This window comes from Paraburkholderia sp. EG304 (assembly GCF_046543485.1).
GTDB classification, from domain to species: Bacteria; Pseudomonadota; Gammaproteobacteria; order Burkholderiales; family Burkholderiaceae; genus Paraburkholderia; species Paraburkholderia youngii.
Genome location: NZ_JBKGUA010000054.1, coordinates 1 through 19,645, shown reverse-complemented (window position 1 = coordinate 19,645; position 19,645 = coordinate 1). Strand labels below are relative to the sequence as shown.

Below are 19,645 nucleotides of genomic sequence, written 5' to 3'. Positions count from 1 at the left end.
TATGGCTCAGGTATCCCTGCGCAATCTGCGCAAGCAGTACGGTGCGACGACCGCGGTCGCCGACGTGTCGTTCGATATCGCCGAGGGCGAGCTGGTCGCTTTCCTCGGCCCGAGCGGCTGCGGCAAGACGACGACGCTGCGCATGGTGGCGGGCTTCGTCGAGCCGAGCGACGGCGAAATCTGGATCGGCAATACCGAGGTCACGCGGCTCGCGCCCGACAAGCGCAATACAGGCATGGTGTTTCAGCGCTATGCGTTGTTTCCGCACATGACCGTCGCGCAGAACGTCGCGTTCGGTCTGGAAATGCGGCGCGTGCCAAAAGCCGAGCGCGACACGCGCATTCGCGAGGCGCTCGACATGGTGCGGCTGACGTCGCTCGCCGAACGCTATCCGCGGCAGTTGTCCGGTGGGCAGCAGCAGCGCGTCGCGATTGCGCGCGCGCTCGCGATCCGGCCCGACGTGTTTCTGCTCGACGAACCGTTGTCGAATCTCGACGCGAAGCTGCGCGTCGAGGTTCGCGAAGAAATCCGCGCACTCCAGCAGCGTCTCGGTCTCACGACGATCTTCGTCACGCACGATCAGGAGGAAGCACTCGCGATGGCGGACCGCGTCGCCGTGATGCACGACGGACGCGTGCAGCAGATCGGCAGCGCGGACGAGTTGTACGAGCGGCCCGCGAATCCGTTCGTCGCGAGCTTTCTGGGGCGCATGAATTTCCTCGCGGGCCACGTCGACAACGGCCAGTTCATCACGGCGAACGGCGAAAAGATCGCGCTGAGCGCCGCCGCGCCCAGGGCCAACACGCTCGGCATTCGCCCGGAGCGCCTGCGTCTCGCCGCGGCGCCCGAGCACAGCGAAGTATCGATTCCGGTCCGGCTCGCCGACCGGATCTATCTCGGCGCAACCGTCGAATTACGCCTCACGAGCGAGCGTGGCCAGAGCCTCGTCGCGCTCGTGCCGAACACCGCGCATGCGGGTGCCGGCGGATGGTCGCCGGGCGACACGCTGCACGCGTGCTTCAGAACCGAAGATTGCCTGCTTTTTTCCGCCTGAAGGACCATCAAATGAGCCATCCCATCACGCGCCGCACGTTTCTGAAAGCTGCATCCGGTCTGCTCGTCGCACCCACGCTCGGCTTCGATCCGCGCGCGGCATTGGCAGCCGACGCTTGTCCCAGTGTCGTCGTCGGCACGTGGGGCGGCGATTATCTGAACCTGCTCGAGCAGAACATCGGCAAGCCGATCATCGCGGCGGCCGGCGGTCGCGTCACCTACGACTCGGCGGATCAGATCGGCCGCATGACGAAGCTGCGCGCGGAGAAGATGTCGCGTCACGGTTCGCTCGACGTCGCCTGTCTCGCCGACATCGACATGTTCGACGTCAACCGTTCGGGCGTGCTCGAACCGCTCGACACGAAACTGGTGCCGAACTCGGCGCGCACGATCGAAGCGCTGCGCCGCCCGTATTCGATTCCGCACATCTTCAGTGCGATGGTGATCGTCTATAACCCGGAGAAGTTTCAGGCGAAGCCCGACTCGTTCGCGGTCGCGCTCGATCCGAAACTGAAGGGACGGGTGGGCTTTTCCGACATTCTGTACAACTTCAACGTGCTGCAGTCCTCACTCGCGGCCGGTCAGCACAATGGCGACACGACGGCCGGTATCCAGTTTCTGCGCGAGGTGCGCAAGCAGCAGCCGAAGGTCTATCCGTCGAACGAAGCGGTCGCGGCGGCGCTGAAAAGCGGCGAAATCTGGATGACCTGCATGTGGAAAGCGCGCGCGTTGCAGTGGAAAAAAGGCGGCGTGCCGGTCGACTACGTATTCCCGAAAGAGGGCGGCGTGCCGGTCACGTTCGAAGCCGCCGTGGCGAAGAATGCCCCATCGCGTGCGTGCGGCTTCAACTACCTGAACGCGATGCTGGATGCGCGCGCGCAGGTCGGCTTCGCCGAGACGATGGGCTATGCGCCGACCGTCACCGATGCGGCCTTGCCGCCGACGCTGCAACAGAGCGTCGGCTTCACCAATGCCGAACTCGATCGTCTGGTGAAAGTCGACTACGCGCGCTTCACCGCGGAAAAACCGGCGCTGCTCGACTTCTGGAACAAGGAATTCAAGCCGGGACTTTGAACCATGACGACGAGCGCACTGAACGCCGCGCCGCGGCGCCGCGACTTCACCGGGGGCCTGCTCGCAACGCCTGCAGTGTTGGTCGTGCTATTCGTGATCGTGCTGCCAGGCGTGCAACTGGTGCGCTACAGCTTCAATCATTTCGACTCGGTCCAGATGATGCAGGCGGCGTTCACGCTCGAGAACTACGTCCAGTTTCTGACCGATCCGTACTACCACGCGGTGCTGTGGACCACGATCAAGGTGGCCGCGCTGTGCACGGCGCTGTCGCTCGTGCTCGGTTTTCCGGTCGCCTATGTGCTCGCTAAAACGCAGAGCCGCTACAAGAGCCAGCTGGTGATGCTGCTGGTGTTTCCGCTGCTGGTCGGCAACGTCGTGCGCGCGGCGGGTTGGATGGTCATGCTTGGCAACGCGGGTTTCGTCAATGCGACGCTGATCGCGCTCGGCGTCGTCGATCAACCGGTGCGGCTGCTGTATACGCCGTTCGCGGTGGTGGCCGGCACCACCGCCGTGGTGTTGCCGTACATGATCCTGACGTTGCAGAGCGTACTCGAAGGCCTCGATTTTTCGATCGAGGAAGCTGCGCGCAATCTCGGCGCGAGCTTCGCCCAGACGCTTGCGCGCGTCGTGTTGCCGATCGCTGCGCCCGGCGTCGCGGCCGGCACGATGCTCGTGTTCATTCTGTGCATGAACGCATACGCGACACCGGTTCTGCTCGGCGGCACCGGCATCACGATGATGACGCCGGCGATCTACGACCAGATCGCCAAGGCCAACAACTGGCCGTTCGGGGCCGTGCTGTCGCTCGTATCGATGGTCGTCACGTTTGCGCTGGCGCTGTTGTCGCACTGGATCATCCAGCGCCGCTACGCGAAGACGATGATGACCTGAACTGGCAGGGCGCGCCGCGGGCTCGTGTGTGGGATGCGCCTCTCTTCAATTGACTTTCTGAAGGAATCACAGATGCCGACCCTCACCGAAAAGACTCGCGCTTACCGTCACGACCTGATGCAAAAGCTGATGGAACGTCAGCGGGTCGATGCACTGATCTTTACGTCCGCCGACTTCTTCCAGTTTGCGACCAATTTCCATGTCGACGTGCAGACCTGGGAGCGGCCGATCGCGGTGTGCGTGCCGCTGTCGGGCGAGCCGTTTGCGATCATGAACGAGCTGTCGACGCATCACGTGATGATGGCGCGCGAGCGCGGGCATCTATGGCTCGACGACATTTCGTTCTATTCCGAGCATCCGCGCGTGATCGAGCGGCAGCCGCTGCTCGCGGAAGTCCCGGAGCTGATCGCCGCGCGTTTGCGCGCCGCCGGGCTTGGCGCATCGCGAATCGGCGTCGAGGCCGCGGGTGGTCCGCTCGGCCGTGCGGCGTCGCTGTTGCCGGACGCGAAGTTTCTGCCGATGCTCGCCGAGCTGCGCTCGTTGCGCTGGGTCAAGCACCTGGAGGAGATCACCGTGATGCGGGCAGCCGCGAGTCTCGCCGATTGGGTGCAGGACCAATATCGCGAGAACATCCGCCCCGGACGGCTCGTGCAGGAACTCGACTATCAGATGGCCGCGCTGATGGTGACCGAAGGCGCACGCCGCTTTCCCGGCGAGAACCTCGAAGTGATGCGTTGCTGGACCCTGTCGGGACCGGCATCGGCGTCGCCGCATGGCGACGGGGCGTCGTGCGGCGCGAAGATCAAGGCGGGCGACGGTCTCGTCAATATCGTGATTCCGCGTTTGAACGGTCTCGTGATCGAGAACGAGCGCACGTGGTTCTGCGGCAAGCCGAGCGCCGAGCAGGCGCGTTTTCATGAGGTCGCGCGCGCGGCCAACGAGGCGGCGGTCGCGGCGGCCGTCACCGGCCAGCCCGTTTCGGGTATCGACGCGGCCGCGCAGGCTGTGATCGAGCAGGCCGGCTGCGCGAAGTACATCCGGCATCGCACCGGGCATGGCATGGGCATCATCGGTCACGAGTATCCGGACGACATGGCATTCAATCACCGCGCGCTGCTCGACAACGAAGTCTACTCGGCGGAGCCTGGCATCTATGTGTACGGCCTCGGCGGCTTCCGGCTCGACGATTCGGTCGTGACCGGCCCCACCCCCGAGCTGCTGACGAAGACCCCGCGCACGCTCGCGCACGCGACCATCGATTGAGTCGCGCGGCTCGCGACACCCTTCAACGTTGAAGAGGACCCGGCTGTGAACCGGGAGGAGAGATGATGGAGTCGATTCTGTTCTCGCACTGCGCGCTGCTCGATCCGGTTGCCGGCGAGTTGCGCGACGACCACGCGGTGCTGGTGGAAAACGGACGCATCAAGGAAGTCTCGGATCGGCCGATCCGTATCACGTCCGCGCGCGAAATCGACGTGCGCGGCAAGACGCTGATGCCTGGCCTGATCGATCTGCACGTGCACGTGCACGCGACGCAGCTCAATCTCGCGGCACAGGTGAACCTGCCGAACGTGCTGGTCACGCTGAAGTCGTTGCCGCTGTTGCAAGGCATGCTCAGACGCGGCTTTACGACGGTGCGCGATGCGGGCGGCGCGGGCTTCGCGCTCAAGCAGGCTTTGGAACAGGGGCTCGCCGAAGGTCCGCGGCTCTTCGTGTCGGGCCGCGCGATCAGCCAGACCGGCGGACACGGCGACATGCGCGGCCGCAGCGACTACATCGGCACCGATAGTCCATGCGCGTGTTGCGCGCGCGTCGGCGCGATATCGCGTGTCGCCGACGGCGTCGATGCCGTGCGTCGCGCGGTGCGTGAAGAGCTGCAGATGGGCGCCGACCAGATCAAGATCATGGCCTCGGGCGGTGTCGCGTCGCCCACCGATCCGGTCGGCGCATGGGGCTATTCGGAAGACGAGATCAGGGCGATCGTCGACGAGGCGCGGGCGCGCGGCACCTACGTGCTCGCGCATGCGTACACGGCCGAGGCGATCGCGCGCGCGGTCCGCTGCGGGGTCCGCACGATCGAGCACGGCAATCTGGTCGACGAAGCGGCGGCGCGCGTGATGGCCGAGCACGGCGCGTTCGCGGTGCCGACGCTCGTCACCTACGACGCGCTCGCGAACGAAGGCGAAGCGCTCGGCCTGCCGGCAGACAGCGTTGCGAAGATCGAGAGCGTGCGTCAGGCGGGCTTGCATTCGCTCGAAATCTTCCGCTCGGCAGGGGTGCCGATGGGCTTCGGCAGCGATCTGCTCGGCGAATCGCAGCGTCTGCAAAGCGATGAATTCCGCCTGCGCAGCGAAGTGCTGTCGCCGCTCGAGATCCTGCGTAGCGCGACGGTGGTCGGCGCGCAGGTGCTCGGCCAGGTCGGGCAGCTCGGGCAGATCACGGCAGGCGCGCACGCCGACATGCTGGTTGTCGACGGCAATCCGCTTGCGTCGCTCGACTGTCTGCTGGGGCAGGGCGAGCGCATTCCGGTCGTGATGAAGGCCGGTAAAATCCATGCCTTTGATTTGCCGGCGTGACATGCGCAGCGCTGCCGTGCGAGCGCGGTTGACAGCGGGGGGCGCCGGCGGCCCATGCAATCCGGAGAGAACGGATGGACTTTCGGCACATCGACGCATTCAGGGCGCTGATGCTCACCCGCACGACGACGCGCGCCGCGCAGGTCATCGGCACTTCGCAGTCGGGCATCAGCCGTCTGATTACCGACCTGGAGCGCTTGACCAGTCTGACGCTGTTCGATCGCAGCCGCGGACGGCTCGAACCGACCGTTGAAGCGTTGGCGCTGTTCGAGGAAGTCGAGCGGCGTTATGCGGGGCTGAACAACATCCGCGAGTTCGCGCTGAGCTTGCGCAATCCGTCGACCGCGGTGATTCGCGTGGGTTCGGTCGTGTCGTTCGGGCTCGGCTACTTCGCGCGCGTGGTCGCGAACTTTCATCGCCGGCATCCGGCCGTGCAGATTGCGTTGACGACCGGGGCGTCGTCGCTGATTCGCGATCAGGTGGTGTCGCGCCAACTCGCGCTCGGCCTCGTCACGAATACGGTCGACGTGACCGGCACCGATTCGACCGCGTTCGCGCAGCTCGATGCGATCTGCGCGTTGCCGGCCGGTCATCCGCTGGGCAAGCGCAAGGTCATCAAGGTGGCCGATCTGCGGAATCAGCCGATCGTGTCGTACGACTTGCCCGACCTCGTGCGCTGGGGCATGGATCAGGTGTTCGCGACCGGTCAGCTGCAATCGCAGGTGGTGGCGATCGCGCCGTATTCGGTCAACATCGCGACGATGGTCAAGGAAGGTCTTGGCATCGGTTTGCTGCATCCGGTGTCGGCGTACGACTTTCTCGACTCGAATCTGATCCTGCGCCGCTTCGAGCACGCGATGCCTTTCTATACGCTGAAGATCACGCCACGTGGCGCCGCACCGGCTCCGCATCTCGACGATTTGTCGAAGGTAATGGAGGAGACGCTCGAAGAAGTGCTGGCGGCCGTGAATGCGCGTTTGACTGCCGCGAGTTGACCTATTGCCGCTTCAGGGCAGCGTCGCTCACAAGCTATCCAATCAAATACAGATCGGGCCACCGAGGCCTGACGTCGTCGTATCCCGGCAGCGGCGCCTAAGTCGTGCGCTGCCCGCCAGTGATCACCCGCTCCAACGACAGCTTCAAGTGGCGCTGCATCGCCGCCTGCGCCTGCAGCGGATCATGCGCTTCCAGCGCTTCCAGAATCACCAGATGTTCTTCAGGCACGGCGCCCCACGTCGTTTCGTTTTCGAAGTGGCCGCGCAGCTTCTCCGACAGCGGACTATGCCGCGCATCGAATAGCGAGCTGACGGTGCGCACCAGCACTTCGTTGCCGGACATCTGCGCGATCGCGAGATGGAACGCGCGATCGGCCGCGACCGGAATTCTGCCGGCCTTCACTTCGCGCTCCATCTCGTTGTAGATCGCGCGCAGCATTTTCAGGTCTTTCGGTTTGCAGAACGGTGCGACGCTCGCGATGATCGAGCCTTCGATCAGGCAGCGCGCGCCGAGGATGTCGAGCAGGCTATCGCCGAGTTCGGCCTGCGGCAGCGACGCATCACGCTGCGCGGGCGGCGTCGTGCACAGATAGACGCCCGAGCCCATGCGAATCTCGACGAGCCCTTCCAGTTCGAGCGCGACCAGAGCCTCGCGCACCGACGGCCGCGATACGCCGAGCGTCTCCGCCAGCGCGCGCTCGGGCGGCAGGCGGCCGTTCGGCGCGAACTCCGGCTGAGCGATCAGATCGCGCAATTTTTCCGCGATCTGAAGATAGAGGCGGCGAGTGTCGGCAGGTTTGGTGTTCACGAAACGATTCCCGGCAATGGAGCTTGTGCAAGCCCGATAAGGCGAGCGCCGATTGTAGATCGAAGCGCCCTGCGCGCAAATCGCGCGCGCCCGGCGGCGCGCTGACAGCGTTCGGGGTTTCCCCCAACTCCGTGCAAATTGGCTTGACCAGTATCGCACGTGCGGTTAATTTTGCAAATTGGTAAGGCCAGATCGACGCCACGCAGGCGTCAAACGAGTAGACCTGCGGGTCGCTCCACTCCCCGATACCCGAACAATTCCTCCACGACGATGAAGACAGTCATTTGCGAACAACCCGGCCAGCTCGCGCTAGCTGAACGCGCGATGCCGGACGCCGGCCCTGACGATGTGCTGATCCGCATCCGGCGAGTCGGCATCTGCGGCACCGACTTCCATATCTTCACCGGCAATCAGCCGTATCTGTCGTATCCGCGCGTGATGGGGCACGAGCTTGCCGGCATCGTCGAAGCGGCGCCGGCCGGTGCGCGCGTCGCGGCCGGCGACCAGGTGTACGTGATGCCATATCTGTCGTGCGGGCGCTGCGTGGCCTGCCGCGCGGGCAAGGGCAACTGCTGCGTGAACATCCGCGTGCTCGGCGTCCATACCGACGGCGGCATGACCGAGTACCTCGCGGTGCCGCAGGCGTTCGTCTTCAAGGCCGACGGCGTGACGCTCGACCAGGCCGCGATGCTCGAATTCCTGGCGATCGGCGCACACGCGGTCGCGCGCGCCGACGTGCAAGCCGGGCAGCGTGTGCTGGTAGTCGGTGCTGGGCCGATCGGCATGGCCGCGACGATCTTCGCGAAGCTGCGCGGCGGCGAGGTCAGCGTGCTCGACGGCCGCGCGGACCGTCTGTCCGTGTGCGCGGGCGCATTGCAGGCGGATCACACGGTGCTGCTCGACACCACCGACGCCGCGACCGATGCCGCCCAACTCGCGGCGCTGACCGACAACGAGTTCTTCGACGTGGTGTTCGACGCGACCGGCAACGTGAAGGCGATGGAGCGCGGGCTGCAGTTCGTCGCGCATGGCGGCAAGTACGTGCTGGTGTCGATCGTCAGCGAGCGCATTTCGTTTGCCGATCCGGAGTTCCACAAGCGCGAGACGACCTTGCTCGCGAGCCGCAATGCGACCGTCGCCGACTTCGAAACGGTGCTCGAAGCGATGCGCGCCGGCAAGATTCCGACGGCCGCGCTCAATACGCACGTGGTCGAACTCGCCAATCTGCCGGGCGAATTCCCCAAGCTGCTGAAACCGGATGCCGGCGTCATCAAGGCGCTGGTGGCCTGTTGAGCGAGCGGGGACAACGGACGATGGGCAACCCGATTCTTCAATTCGGCACGAGTCGCTTTCTGCAGGCGCACGCGGATCTGTTCGTATCGGCGGCGCTCGACGCGGGCCGCGCGCTGGGACACGTGACCGTCGTGCAGACGACGGCCAACCCCAAGAGCCTCGCGCGCATCGACGCGTTACGCGCGCACCGGCAGTACGAGGTGCGCATTCGCGGTCTGCGCCGCGAAGCGGTGATCGATACGACCACGCATTGTCATGCGATCAGCGAGGCATTGAACGCGAATACCGATTGGCCGACGGTGGTGGAGCGCTTTGCGCGCGACGCGCGCGTGGTGATCTCTAACACCGGCGATCGAGGCTACGAGTGTTTCGCCGAAGACACCGCCGAGCTATTGCACAACGACAAGAGCGTGCCGCGCGGATTCGCGGCGAAGCTCGTGGTACTGCTGCACGCGCGCTTCAATGCCGGCGCCGCGCCGCTGACGCTGCTGCCATGCGAACTCGTATCGGGCAACGGCGACACGCTGCGTGGTCTCGTCGCCGATATCGCGCGCGAGTGGGGCGCCGGGACCGAGTTCGTGCGCTACATCGAGCACACCTGCGTCTGGGTCAATTCGCTGGTGGACCGCATCGTATCCGAGCCGATCCGGCCGGTCGGCGCGATTGCCGAACCCTACGCGTTGTGGGCGATCGAGCGGCGTGCCGGCATGGTGCTGCCGTGCGAGCACGAAGCGATGATCGTCACCGACGATCTGTTGCACTACGAACGCCTGAAGCTGTTGCTGCTGAATCTCGGGCATACGTGGCTCGCCGAGCGCTGGCAGGCCGACGCGCGCGATCCCGACGAGAACGTGCTGCACGCGATGCGCGATCCGCTGTTGCGCGCCGATCTCGAATCGCTGTGGCGCGACGAGGTCCTGCCGGTCTTCGATGCGCTCGGTCAGGGCAGCGACGCGCGCGCCTATCTCGACGACGTGCGCGAGCGCTTCGAAAACCCGTTCCTCGATCATCGCCTCGCCGACATCGCGCGCAATCACGAGCAAAAGAAAGAGCGGCGCTTCAGGCCGGTGATCGAACTCGCGCGCGAGCTCGACGTGCGTGTCGAGCAACCGCGTCTGAACGCGGCGCTTGCCGCGTGCGTGCAGCGCGGCTAAAGGCGCGGGCCGCAACTCCGCAGTAAATCGGGTAGTCGACCCCGCAGTACACCGGCGGCTCACGAGGTCGCAAGGTTCATCTAAACATAGGCTTAGCCTGGCTAGCAGGAGACAGTTTCATGAAGAAAATGCGTTGGGTAGTGATTTTTCTGTGCTTTCTCGCGATCGCGGTGAACTACATCGATCGTGCGAATCTCGCGGTCGCCGCGCCGCAAATCGAAAAGGCGCTCGGCATCGGCCCCGCCGAGATGGGCTTCATCCTGAGCGGCTTCTTCTGGACCTACGCGTTCATGCAGATGCCGTTCGGCTGGTTCGTCGATCGAGTTGGCGCGCGCATCGCGCTGCCGCTCGCGGTCGGCTGGTGGTCGATGTTTACCGCGGCGACCGCGGTCACGACCAGCGTCGCGGGCATGTTCGGCTGCCGCCTGTTGCTCGGCGTCGGCGAGGCGGGCGCGTATCCGTCCTGCACGAAGCTCGTGAGCCAATGGTTCCAGCCCAAGGAACGTGCGCTCGCGACGAGCATCTTCGATAGCGGCTCGCGGGTCGGCTCGGCACTGTCGATTCCAGTGGTTGCGCTGATCATCAGCACGCTCGGCTGGAAGGCGGCTTTTGTTCTTACCGGCTTGCTCGGCGCGGTCTGGATCGTCGGCTGGTTCGTGATCTATCGCAATCCGGTGCAAGACGAGATGGCCGTCGCACTCGAAGCGACTCCCGCGGCTCAGGTGAGCGCGGAGAAGGTGACATGGGCGTCGCTGTTTCGCCACCGCACGCTGTGGGGCATGATGCTCGGCTTCTTCTGCCTGAACTTCGTGATCTATTTCTTCATTACGTGGTTTCCGAGCTACCTCGTGGAGACCCGTGGCTTCTCGCTGAAATCGCTCGGCACGCTCGGCATGATTCCGGCGTTGATCGCGATTCCGGGCGGCTGGCTCGGCGGCTTCGTGTCCGACGCGCTGTTCCGGCGCGGCTGGAGCCTGACGGCCGCGCGCAAGACCTGCATGGTCGGCGGCATGCTGTTGTCGTCGGTGATCACGTTGTCGGCGTTCACGGAGAACACGTATCTGATGCTCGCGTTCTTCGGCATCGCGTACGGCAGCCTCGCGTTCGCCGCGGCGAGCATCTGGTCGCTGCCCGGCGACGTCGCGCCGACGCCGCGCCACGTCGCGTCGATCGGCGGCATCCAGAACTTCGCGTCGAATCTGGCGGGGATCGTGATCACCACGTTCACCGGCGTGATGGTGGCGATGTCGAAGGGCTCGTTCACGATTCCGCTCGTCGTCTCGGGCGGCTTCTGCTTCCTTGGCGCGTTCAGCTATCTTTTCATCGTGGGACGCATCGAGCCGCTGTCGCTGGAATCGGACAGCCGCGATCTGCCCAAGGGCGTGGGCTCCACGATCTGACGTATTCTGTTTGAACGCTTACCGATAACCCTGTCTTCGAGGCTTTTCATGTCGACTCAAGCTAGCCGCGGGTGCCCGATCATTCGCCTGCATCCCGCCGACGACGTCATCATCGCCACCCGGCAGTTGTTGCCGGGCACGCGCATCGACGCGGAACAACTGGTGGTCGCCGGGCTGATTCCACCGGGGCACAAGATCGCGACGCGCGACATCGCGCGCGGCGAGCCGGTCAAGCGCTACAACCAGATCATCGGCGTAGCGCGCGAGGCGATCGCGCGCGGCCAGCATGTTCATACGCACAATCTCGGCATGTCCGAGTTCGCGCGCGAGCACGCGTTCGGCGCCGATGCGCAGCCGACCGTCTACGTCGATGAACCCGCGCATTTCATGGGGATTCGTCGCGACGACGGCCGCATCGCGACGCGCAATTACATCGGCATTCTGACCAGTGTGAACTGCTCGGCGACGGTTGCGCGCGCGATTGCCGATCATTTCCGGCGCGACGTGCGTCCCGACGCGCTCGCCGACTATCCGAACGTCGACGGGGTGATCGCTCTGACGCACGGGCTCGGCTGCGGCATCGACATGCAAGGCGAGGGCATTGCGATTCTGCGTCGCACGCTCGCCGGCTACGCGGTGCATCCGAACTTCGCGTCGGTGCTGGTCGTCGGGCTGGGCTGCGAGACGAATCAGATCGACGGCGTGCTCGCGGCGGGCGGCCTCGACGCCAGCACGACGAAGCTGCGCAGCTTCACGATCCAGGACAGCGGCGGCACGCGCAAGACGATCGAACGCGGTATCGCGATGGTGCGCGAGATGCTCGCCGACGCGAACCGTGTGCAGCGCGTGCCGGTGCCGGCGTCGCATCTGTGCGTTGGTCTGCAATGCGGCGGCTCGGACGGCTACTCGGGCATCTCCGCGAATCCGGCGCTCGGCGCCGCGGTGGATCGGCTCGTGCGGCATGGCGGTACCGCGATCCTGTCGGAAACGCCGGAAATCTACGGCGCGGAACATCTGCTGACGCGCCGCGCGGTGAGCGCGGCGGTCGGCGACAAACTGCTCGCGCGCATCGCGTGGTGGCAGGACTACTGCGCGCGCAATGGCGGCGCGATGGACAACAACCCATCGGCGGGCAACAAGGTGGGCGGTCTGACGACGATCCTCGAAAAATCGCTCGGCGCGGTCGCGAAGGGCGGCACGACGAATCTGGTCGACGTCTACGAATACGCTCAACCGATCGCCGCGAAGGGCTTCGTGTTCATGGATTCACCCGGCTACGACCCGGTTTCCGCGACGGGACAGGTCGCCTCGGGCGCGAACCTGATCTGCTTCACGACCGGGCGCGGCTCCGCCTACGGCTGTGCGCCGTCGCCGTCGTTGAAGCTGGCGACCAACACCGCGTTGTGGGAGCGCCAGCAGGACGACATCGATATCAATTGCGGCGGGGTGATCGACGGCAGCGCGAGCATCGATGAACTCGGCGAAGCGATCTTCCGCATGATGCTCGACTGCGCGTCGGGTACGCGCACCAAGAGCGAGCTGCACGGCTACGGGCAGAGCGAGTTCGTGCCGTGGCAAGTCGGCGTGGTGACCTGAACGGCTGCATTGCAGCGACACAAGCAAACAAGCGAATAAATCACGCACTGGAGGATGTAATTGGAACGCCGCCTTTATTCAGGCCGCGACGTGAAGCGCGCGCACAGCATCGATGATCTGCGCGCGATGGCCCGCAAGCGTCTGCCGAATTTCTGTTTCGAGTATGTCGAGGGCGGCGCCGAAGACGAAGCCACACTGCGGCGCAACCGCGACGTGTTCCGCGAAATCGCTTTTCTGCCGCGCACGCTGGTGAACGTCGAAAAGCGCAATCAGAGCGTGACGCTGTTCGGCGAGCGCAGCGCGTCGCCGTTCATGATCGGCCCGACCGGCTATAGCGGCCTGATGTTTCGCGAAGGCGACGTCAAGCTGGCCAGTGCGGCGGCAGCGGCCGGCATTCCGTTCGTGCTGAGCAACGTGTCGACGATCTCGCTGGAGGACGTCGTGCAGCGCGCGGGCGGTCGCGTGTGGATGCAGGTCTACATGTACCGCACGCGCGAATCTCTCGCGAAGCTGGCGCGGCGCGCGAACGCCGCGGGCATCGAGGCGCTGGTCGTCACGACCGACAGCGCGGTGTTCGGCAAACGCGAATGGGACCTGCGCAACTACATCGAGCCGCTGAAACTCGACTGGCGCAACAAGTTCGACGTGCTGCGCCATCCGAGCTGGATGGCCAACGTGCTGTGGCCGAACGGCATGCCGCGCTTCGCCAATCTCGGCGACCTGCTGCCGCCGGGGCAGGACAGCGTGAAGGGCGCGACGATCACACTGGGCCGCGAACTCGACCCGTCGTTGTCGTGGGACGATATCCGCTGGCTGCGCGATCTGTGGCCGCGTCGGCTGATCGTCAAAGGCGTGCTGGGTGCGCCCGATGCGCTGAAGGCTCTGGAGGCCGGCGTCGACGGCATCGTGCTGTCGAACCACGGCGGGCGGCAACTCGACAGCGCGGTATCGGCGATGGACGTGCTGCCCGAAGTCGTCGAGCAGGTTGGGGGTAAGCTGTGCGTGATGCTCGACGGCGGATTTCGCCGCGGCTCCGAGATCCTGAAGGCGGTCGCGCTGGGCGCCGATGCGGTATTGCTCGGACGCGCGACCACCTACGGTCTGAGCGCGGGCGGTCAGCCGGGCGCCGAGCGGGCCATCGAGATTCTGCAGACCGAGATCGACCGGGCGCTCGGCTTGCTCGGTTGCTGCGATATCGCCGGGCTGGACCGTAGTTATCTGCGTTGGCCAGGGCAGCAGGCGCCGCTGCCGCGCGTGCAATCTCAATCGCAAGCGCAAACGCAAACCGTGCAGGCGCGTGCAGCGGCTTTGTCCGTCTGACGAACTGGAGATATCTGATGCAGCAAGAACCGAACGTCGCGACCCGCGGTAACGAAGCCGTCGCCGCGCTGCGCGAAGCGCTCGGCGCGGACATCGTGAGTCTGCCGGCCGAATTTGGCGGGCGGCAGTTCGCCGACTGGAGCGGCACGCCATCGACCGATCCGATCGCGCTGATCCGCCCGCGCACGACCGAAGAAGTCGCCACCGCGCTCAGGATCTGTCATCAATTCCGCCAGCCGGTCGTCACGCAAGGCGGCATGACCGGGCATGCGGGCGGCGCCTGCGTGCTCGGCGGCGAGGTTGCGCTGAGCGTCGAGCGGATGACCGGCGTCATCGACATCGATCCGGTCAGCGCGACGATCACCGTGTTCGCGGGCACGCCGCTGCAGGTGGTGCAGGAAGCGGCCGATCACGCCGGCTTCATGTTCGCGCTCGACCTCGGCGCGCGCGGCAGCTGCACGATCGGCGGCAACATCGCGACCAATGCGGGCGGCAATCGCGTGATCCGCTACGGCATGATGCGCGACCAGGTGCTCGACGTGGAAGCGGTGCTCGCCGACGGCAGCGTGATCGGCGGCGAGCGCAAGATGATCAAGAACAATACCGGCTACGACCTGCGCAACCTGCTGACCGGCAGCGAAGGCACGCTCGGGGTCATCACGCGCGCGGTGCTGCGCCTGCGCGCCAAACCGCGCGCAATCTCGACCGCATGGTGCGGCATGCCGGATTACGAGGCGGTGACCACGCTGCTCGGCCGCGCGCAGGAACGGCTGCCGGCCGGCGTGTCCGCGTTCGAAGTCATGTGGCCCAGCTATTGCGATTTCGTGCGGGAACGCCTGCCCGAACTGCGCGTGCCGCTCGGCAGCGATCACGCTTACTACGTATTGCTGGAGACTTGCGGCGCGGACCCGGAGCGGCAGTCGGCGGCGTTCGAGGACTTTCTCGCCGACATGCTCGACGCGGGCGTGATCTCCGATGCCGCGCTCGCGCAATCGGACGCGGACGCCGCGGCGTTCTGGGCGATTCGCGACGCGCCGGCCGAATATCCGCGCCTGATCCCGGGACGCATCTCGTTCGACATCAGCTTCGCGGTCGCGCAGGCGGGCGATGCGGCGCAGCGTTGCGACGAGCGGCTGCGCGCGCGCTGGCCGCAAGCGACGATCCTCGTGTACGGGCATCTCGGCGACGGCAATCTGCACGTGGTGGCGCAGGAACCCGGCTGGACCGACGCGGACATCGACGAGGTCAAGCGCGTCGTCTATGAACTCACCGGGGAAATGGGCGGCTCGGTATCGGCCGAGCATGGGATCGGCGAGGAAAAGCTGGGCGTGCTCGGCATGTCGCGCTCGCCGGCCGAACTCGCGGCGATGAAGGCGATCAAGGTTGCGCTCGATCCGCACAATATCCTGAACCCCGGCAAGGTGATCGCGATGTAGTGTGCGGTGGTTTTGCGCGTCACGCGGCAACGTGGCGCGCGCATTCCGGGCGCGTTCCTGGCCGATCGGGAACGCGCTTCTCCGACGTGACATCCAATCCCATATCCGCAACGGAATATGGGGAGATGTCAGATGAAGCTCATCATCCACACAGTGCTGGCGGCAACGCTCGCGTTAGCGAGCATCGCGTCCAGCGCGCAAGGCGCCGGACCGAGCGATCCGCAGATTGCCGCGATCGTCGTGACCGCAAATCAGGTCGATATCGACGCGGGCAAGCTCGCGGAATCCAAAACCAAATCGAAGGACGTGAAGGCGTTCGCGCAGCAAATGGTCACCGATCACACCGGCGTCAACAAGGCCGCGACGGATCTCGTGAAGAAGCTCAACGTGACCCCCGAGGACAATCCGACGAGTCAGAACCTCAAGCAGGGCGGCGACCAGAACATCGCCAAACTGAAGACACTTTCGGGTGCCAGCTTCGATAAGGCCTATATCGATCACGAGGTCACCTATCATGAAAACGTGATCGACGCGCTCGACAAGACGCTCATTCCGAGCGCGAAGAACGAGGAACTGAAGGCGCTGCTCGTGAAGGTGCGGCCGGCCTTCGTCGCGCATCTCGAACATGCGCGCCACGTGCAGGCGGAACTGGCAAAGAGCGGTGCGTGAGATGCGCCGGCTCGTTTGTCTGATGGGCGTGCTGGTGTTGCACGTCGATGCGATGGCGGCGACGTACGTCGTCGTGATCGAACAGATGCGGTTCAATCCGGCCGCGTTGACGGTCGCGCGCGGTGATCGCGTGGTGTGGATCAACAAGGACCTGTTTCCGCACACCGCGACCGCTGATGCGAAGGCGTTCGATTCGCATGACATCGCGCCGGATGCATCGTGGAGTTATGTGGCGACCAAGGGGGGACGCTACGCGTATTCGTGCACGCTGCATCCGACGATGCACGCGGTTCTGAACGTACGATGAAAGCGATGATGAATCTGCCTGTCAAGTCCACTGAAGACGACCTCGGCATCGCGCGCCGCATCGCCGCGGGCGACCGTGACGCGTTCGAACTGCTGATGCGAAGGCATAACCGCCGGCTCTATCGCATGGCGCGCGCGACCTTGCGCAACGACGCCGAGGCGGAAGATGCGCTACAGGATGCGTATGTGCACGCGTACCGATCGATCAGCCAGTTTCGCGGTGAGTCGCAATTGTTCACGTGGCTGTCACGGCTGGTGCTCAACGAATGCTTCGCGCGATTACGGCGCTCGGCGCGGCGTCAGAATGTGATTCCGATCGTGGACGCACCCGAATACATCGAACCTGACGATGCAATGACCACACACGACGACGATGCCCCCGACCGGGCGCTTGCGCGTTCGCAAGTGCGCGCGCTGCTCGAACGCAAACTCGATGAATTGCCCGAGCCGTTTCGCGTCGTATTCGTGCTGCGCGCGATCGAGGAAATGAGCGTCGAGGAGACCGCGCAGTGTCTGAACATTCCCGAAGCGACGGTACGGAGCCGGCATTTCCGCGCGCGCAGCATGTTGCGCGAGTCGCTCGCTCAGGCTCTCGATCTCGCCGAGCGCGACGTGTTCGAATTCGGCGGGGCGCAGTGCGATCGCATCGTTGCGAGCGTCCTCGGGAAAATATCCGGTGGCGAGTCATAGCATTGGCGACGCGTGCAGGGGCACCGTGAACTGAACCGCCGCGCCGCGCGGCGTGGATTCACTCACCCATAACCGGCCGCCATGGGCGTCGATAATCGAACGGCAGATTGAAAGTCCCATGCCCAGGCCCGTCGCTTTGGTCGTGTAAAACGCGCTGAACGCGTGTTCCGGACCGTTCGGACCGAAGCCCGGCCCCGAGTCGCGCACGGTCACGACCACGCCGGCACCGTCCGCCTCGCCCGTGCTGACCTGCACGTGCCGAGTCCCCTCCAGACTGCTCGTTGCCTCCAATGCATTGATGATCAGGTTGAGCAGCACCTGCTGCAATTCCACCCGGTCGCCTTCGATGGACGGCAAATCTTCCGCGAGTTGGATCTCCAGCCTGGCGCCACTCTTCCTTGCTTCTCCCTGGACCAGTTCGGTGATCTCGCGGATCGCCTCGTTGATATCTACCGGCTCCTGTTTCCGTGGCGCCTTCTTGACCATTTGCCGGATCCGGCCGAGCACGTCTCCGGCGCGATTGGTGTCCCTGACGATACGATCGAGCGCACGCCTCGCTTCGCCGAGGTCGGCGGGCTCGCGGGCCAGCCATCGCAATGCGGCCTCCGCGTTGGCCACCGTCGCGGTAACGGGCTGACTGAGTTCGTGAGCGATCGACGCGGCGAGCTGCCCCATCGTCGCGACGCGGTTCGCGTGCGCCAGTTCGGCCTGCACGTCGCGATAGCGCTCTTCGCTGTCACGGATTTTCTTTTCCGCCTGCTTCTGCGCGCTCAGATCGAGAATGTAAGCCACCCCCTGGTTCGGCTGATCCTCGAATGCCGCGCCGCCGATCAGGACGGGTACCCGGCTGCCGTCTTTCCTGTAGAACTCCTTTTCGCAGGGTTGCATGGCGCCGGTCGCCGCAAGCTCTTCGAACTCGCGCGGCACGCGTTGTTGCCATTCGGGGGGCGTCATGTCGTACCATCGCAGCCCTTTCCGCAAATCCTCACGGTCGTACTGGAGCATGTCGAGAAAGGAATCGTTGGCGTCGATGAGTCGTCCGTCCAGGCCCCAGATGACGATCCCAATGAGATTGGCGTCGACGAGGCGTCGGATCTTTGCTTCGCGTTGCGCGACGTCGCGATACAAGCGGGCATTTTCGAGCGAAATGGCAGCCTGCGAGGCCACGAGCTTCAGCACCGCGATCCGTGCGGGGCTGAACACGCGGGCAGTGAGATTGTTCTCGAGGTAGAGCACGCCCATCAGCTTGGCGCCGTTCATCAGCGGCAGGCACAGAATGGAACGTGCGCGATGCTGACGGACGTAAGGGTCCGGATCGGCCATCGGGTCCGTTGCGGCATCGTCGAGGAAAATGTTCTCGCGCGTACGCAAGACCTGGTTGATGATCGACTCCGGCAACACCGCTGAGTTGAGCTGCGCGTCGGATAGCTGCACATGGACCGCGTCGCCGGCGGTGGTGGCTTCCGCGGCAATCCGATGCTCGCCCGCATCCGACAGGATCAGCAGACCCCGTCCGGCGCCCGCCTGTTCGATGGCCGTGCGCATGACCATCCCGATCAGCTTTTCCAGGTGGATTTCGCCTGACGCCGCCTGCGACACCTTGATCACTTTCGCCAGCTCCAGGTGCTCGATGGCTGCCGCCATCGTATTGGTCGGTCCGGGCACCGTCTCTTCGGTTCTCAGGTATGGGTACTGTTCCTCGAGTTGACGCGCCTTGCCGATGGCGCCCCAACGCAGATAGCCATAGCGGGCGTCCTGCATATACATGCGCGCAATTCTTCGACGACCGCGGGCCGCATAAAAGCGCGACGCGAGTTCGCTCGCCAGTGCCTCGATATGCGCGAAGCCGCTGTCCTGCGCCAAATCGATAGCCTGCTCGTAGAGCGTTTCGGCCTTCGCCACGTGGCCTTCGATGCGCGCGATCTCGGCGCCGACCAGTGCGGCATGACTTGCGAAATTCTCCGCGCACAGATCGGCCCAGACGCGCAGCTGCTTATGGTGGGCAAGTAATGCTTCCCGCCGCTGCGGCCACTCGCCAGCCGCGATGGAGTCGCGCCGTCCAGCCGTCGCCAGCGCGGCATAAAAGTGATATTCGGCCTCGTCGAGAAACGAGTGCGAGGTCCACAGAAGCCGCTGCGCCTCTGACGCGGCGGCCATGGCCGCCTCGTGGTCGCCGACGAGATAGCGCGCCTGGAGCTTCCGGATCCAGTACCAGCATGCGGCGGCCGACAGCGACGGTTTGTTCAGATCCAGATAGTGCTGTTCGGTGCGAGCTTCGTTGAACTGCGCGTCGTCGAGGCAGCCGAATACCGGCGTCAAGCCGCGCAGCGTCCGGATGACCGCAAGCTGGTCTTCGATAAAGTGAATCGCCAGCGCGAATTGCA

General features: G+C 64.9%; 18 protein-coding genes. 16 read left to right on the top strand and 2 right to left on the bottom strand.

The window, feature by feature from the left end; genetic code table 11:
* Position 1: 1 nt before the first annotated feature.
* The 6 genes from ACLFKU_RS35850 (at position 2) to ACLFKU_RS35825 (ending at position 6,589) form a co-directional block, all read left to right on the top strand.
* Positions 2–1,054 carry an ABC transporter ATP-binding protein gene (locus tag ACLFKU_RS35850; protein WP_410852315.1) on the top strand — a complete coding sequence of 351 codons (1,053 nt, stop codon included), beginning with the start codon at positions 2–4 and terminating at the stop codon, positions 1,052–1,054.
* 11 nt (positions 1,055–1,065) lie between these two features.
* Positions 1,066–2,127 carry an extracellular solute-binding protein gene (locus ACLFKU_RS35845; RefSeq protein WP_410852314.1) on the top strand — a complete coding sequence of 354 codons (1,062 nt, stop codon included), beginning with the start codon at positions 1,066–1,068 and terminating at the stop codon, positions 2,125–2,127.
* Positions 2,128–2,130: 3 nt separating this feature from the next.
* Positions 2,131–3,018, top strand: a complete 888-nt coding sequence (locus tag ACLFKU_RS35840) for an ABC transporter permease (protein WP_368582500.1) — start codon at positions 2,131–2,133, stop codon at positions 3,016–3,018.
* A gap of 72 nt (positions 3,019–3,090) precedes the next feature.
* Entirely contained in the window at positions 3,091–4,281 is a 1,191-nt protein-coding gene (locus tag ACLFKU_RS35835; protein WP_410852313.1) for a M24 family metallopeptidase, read from the top strand.
* 65 nt (positions 4,282–4,346) lie between these two features.
* Positions 4,347–5,594 (top strand): amidohydrolase family protein, encoded by a 1,248-nt coding sequence (locus ACLFKU_RS35830; protein WP_410852329.1) that lies wholly within the window; start codon positions 4,347–4,349, stop codon positions 5,592–5,594.
* Positions 5,595–5,668: 74 nt separating this feature from the next.
* Positions 5,669–6,589, top strand: a complete 921-nt coding sequence (locus ACLFKU_RS35825; protein WP_410852312.1) for a LysR substrate-binding domain-containing protein — start codon at positions 5,669–5,671, stop codon at positions 6,587–6,589.
* 97 nt (positions 6,590–6,686) lie between these two features.
* Here the strand turns inward: ACLFKU_RS35825 and ACLFKU_RS35820 are convergent, their stop codons facing one another.
* Entirely contained in the window at positions 6,687–7,397 is a 711-nt protein-coding gene (locus tag ACLFKU_RS35820; RefSeq protein ID WP_410852311.1) for a FadR/GntR family transcriptional regulator, read from the bottom strand.
* 270 nt (positions 7,398–7,667) lie between these two features.
* On the opposite strand from ACLFKU_RS35820, the gene ACLFKU_RS35815 reads away from it, so the two are divergent.
* The 9 genes from ACLFKU_RS35815 (at position 7,668) to ACLFKU_RS35775 (ending at position 17,261) form a co-directional block, all read left to right on the top strand.
* A complete protein-coding gene (locus tag ACLFKU_RS35815) occupies positions 7,668–8,690 on the top strand; it encodes a zinc-binding alcohol dehydrogenase family protein (protein ID WP_368582495.1) in 1,023 nt (340 codons plus the stop codon).
* Positions 8,691–8,710: 20 nt separating this feature from the next.
* Positions 8,711–9,844 (top strand): mannitol dehydrogenase family protein, encoded by a 1,134-nt coding sequence (locus ACLFKU_RS35810; RefSeq protein ID WP_410852310.1) that lies wholly within the window; start codon positions 8,711–8,713, stop codon positions 9,842–9,844.
* Between the two features lie 119 nt (positions 9,845–9,963).
* Complete coding sequence (locus tag ACLFKU_RS35805) at positions 9,964–11,244, top strand: MFS transporter (RefSeq protein ID WP_410852309.1); 1,281 nt, start codon at positions 9,964–9,966, stop codon at positions 11,242–11,244.
* A gap of 48 nt (positions 11,245–11,292) precedes the next feature.
* Positions 11,293–12,840, top strand: a complete 1,548-nt coding sequence (locus ACLFKU_RS35800) for a UxaA family hydrolase (RefSeq protein ID WP_410852308.1) — start codon at positions 11,293–11,295, stop codon at positions 12,838–12,840.
* A gap of 60 nt (positions 12,841–12,900) precedes the next feature.
* A complete protein-coding gene (locus tag ACLFKU_RS35795; protein WP_410852307.1) occupies positions 12,901–14,160 on the top strand; it encodes an alpha-hydroxy acid oxidase in 1,260 nt (419 codons plus the stop codon).
* A 17-nt stretch (positions 14,161–14,177) separates the two neighbouring features.
* Positions 14,178–15,596: an FAD-binding oxidoreductase gene (locus tag ACLFKU_RS35790; protein WP_410852306.1), complete on the top strand. Its 1,419-nt coding sequence runs from the start codon at positions 14,178–14,180 to the stop codon at positions 15,594–15,596.
* Between the two features lie 132 nt (positions 15,597–15,728).
* The gene (locus ACLFKU_RS35785) at positions 15,729–16,265 is read left to right on the top strand and encodes a DUF4142 domain-containing protein (protein WP_368582489.1); all 537 of its coding nucleotides are present in this window, start codon (positions 15,729–15,731) and stop codon (positions 16,263–16,265) included.
* 1 nt (position 16,266) lies between these two features.
* Positions 16,267–16,572 carry a cupredoxin family copper-binding protein gene (locus ACLFKU_RS35780; RefSeq protein WP_368582488.1) on the top strand — a complete coding sequence of 102 codons (306 nt, stop codon included), beginning with the start codon at positions 16,267–16,269 and terminating at the stop codon, positions 16,570–16,572.
* Positions 16,569–17,261, top strand: coding sequence for an RNA polymerase sigma factor (locus ACLFKU_RS35775; RefSeq protein ID WP_410852305.1), 693 nt, complete (start codon positions 16,569–16,571; stop codon positions 17,259–17,261). The genes ACLFKU_RS35780 and ACLFKU_RS35775 overlap by 4 nt, the downstream gene beginning before the upstream one ends.
* Here the strand turns inward: ACLFKU_RS35775 and ACLFKU_RS35770 are convergent.
* Positions 17,256–19,163, bottom strand: coding sequence for an ATP-binding protein (locus ACLFKU_RS35770; RefSeq protein ID WP_410852304.1), 1,908 nt, complete (start codon positions 19,161–19,163; stop codon positions 17,256–17,258). The genes ACLFKU_RS35775 and ACLFKU_RS35770 overlap by 6 nt on opposite strands.
* A gap of 264 nt (positions 19,164–19,427) precedes the next feature.
* On the opposite strand from ACLFKU_RS35770, the gene ACLFKU_RS35765 reads away from it, so the two are divergent.
* The coding region (locus ACLFKU_RS35765; RefSeq protein ID WP_410852303.1) for a hypothetical protein at positions 19,428–19,645 on the top strand (218 nt) is incomplete at its 3' end.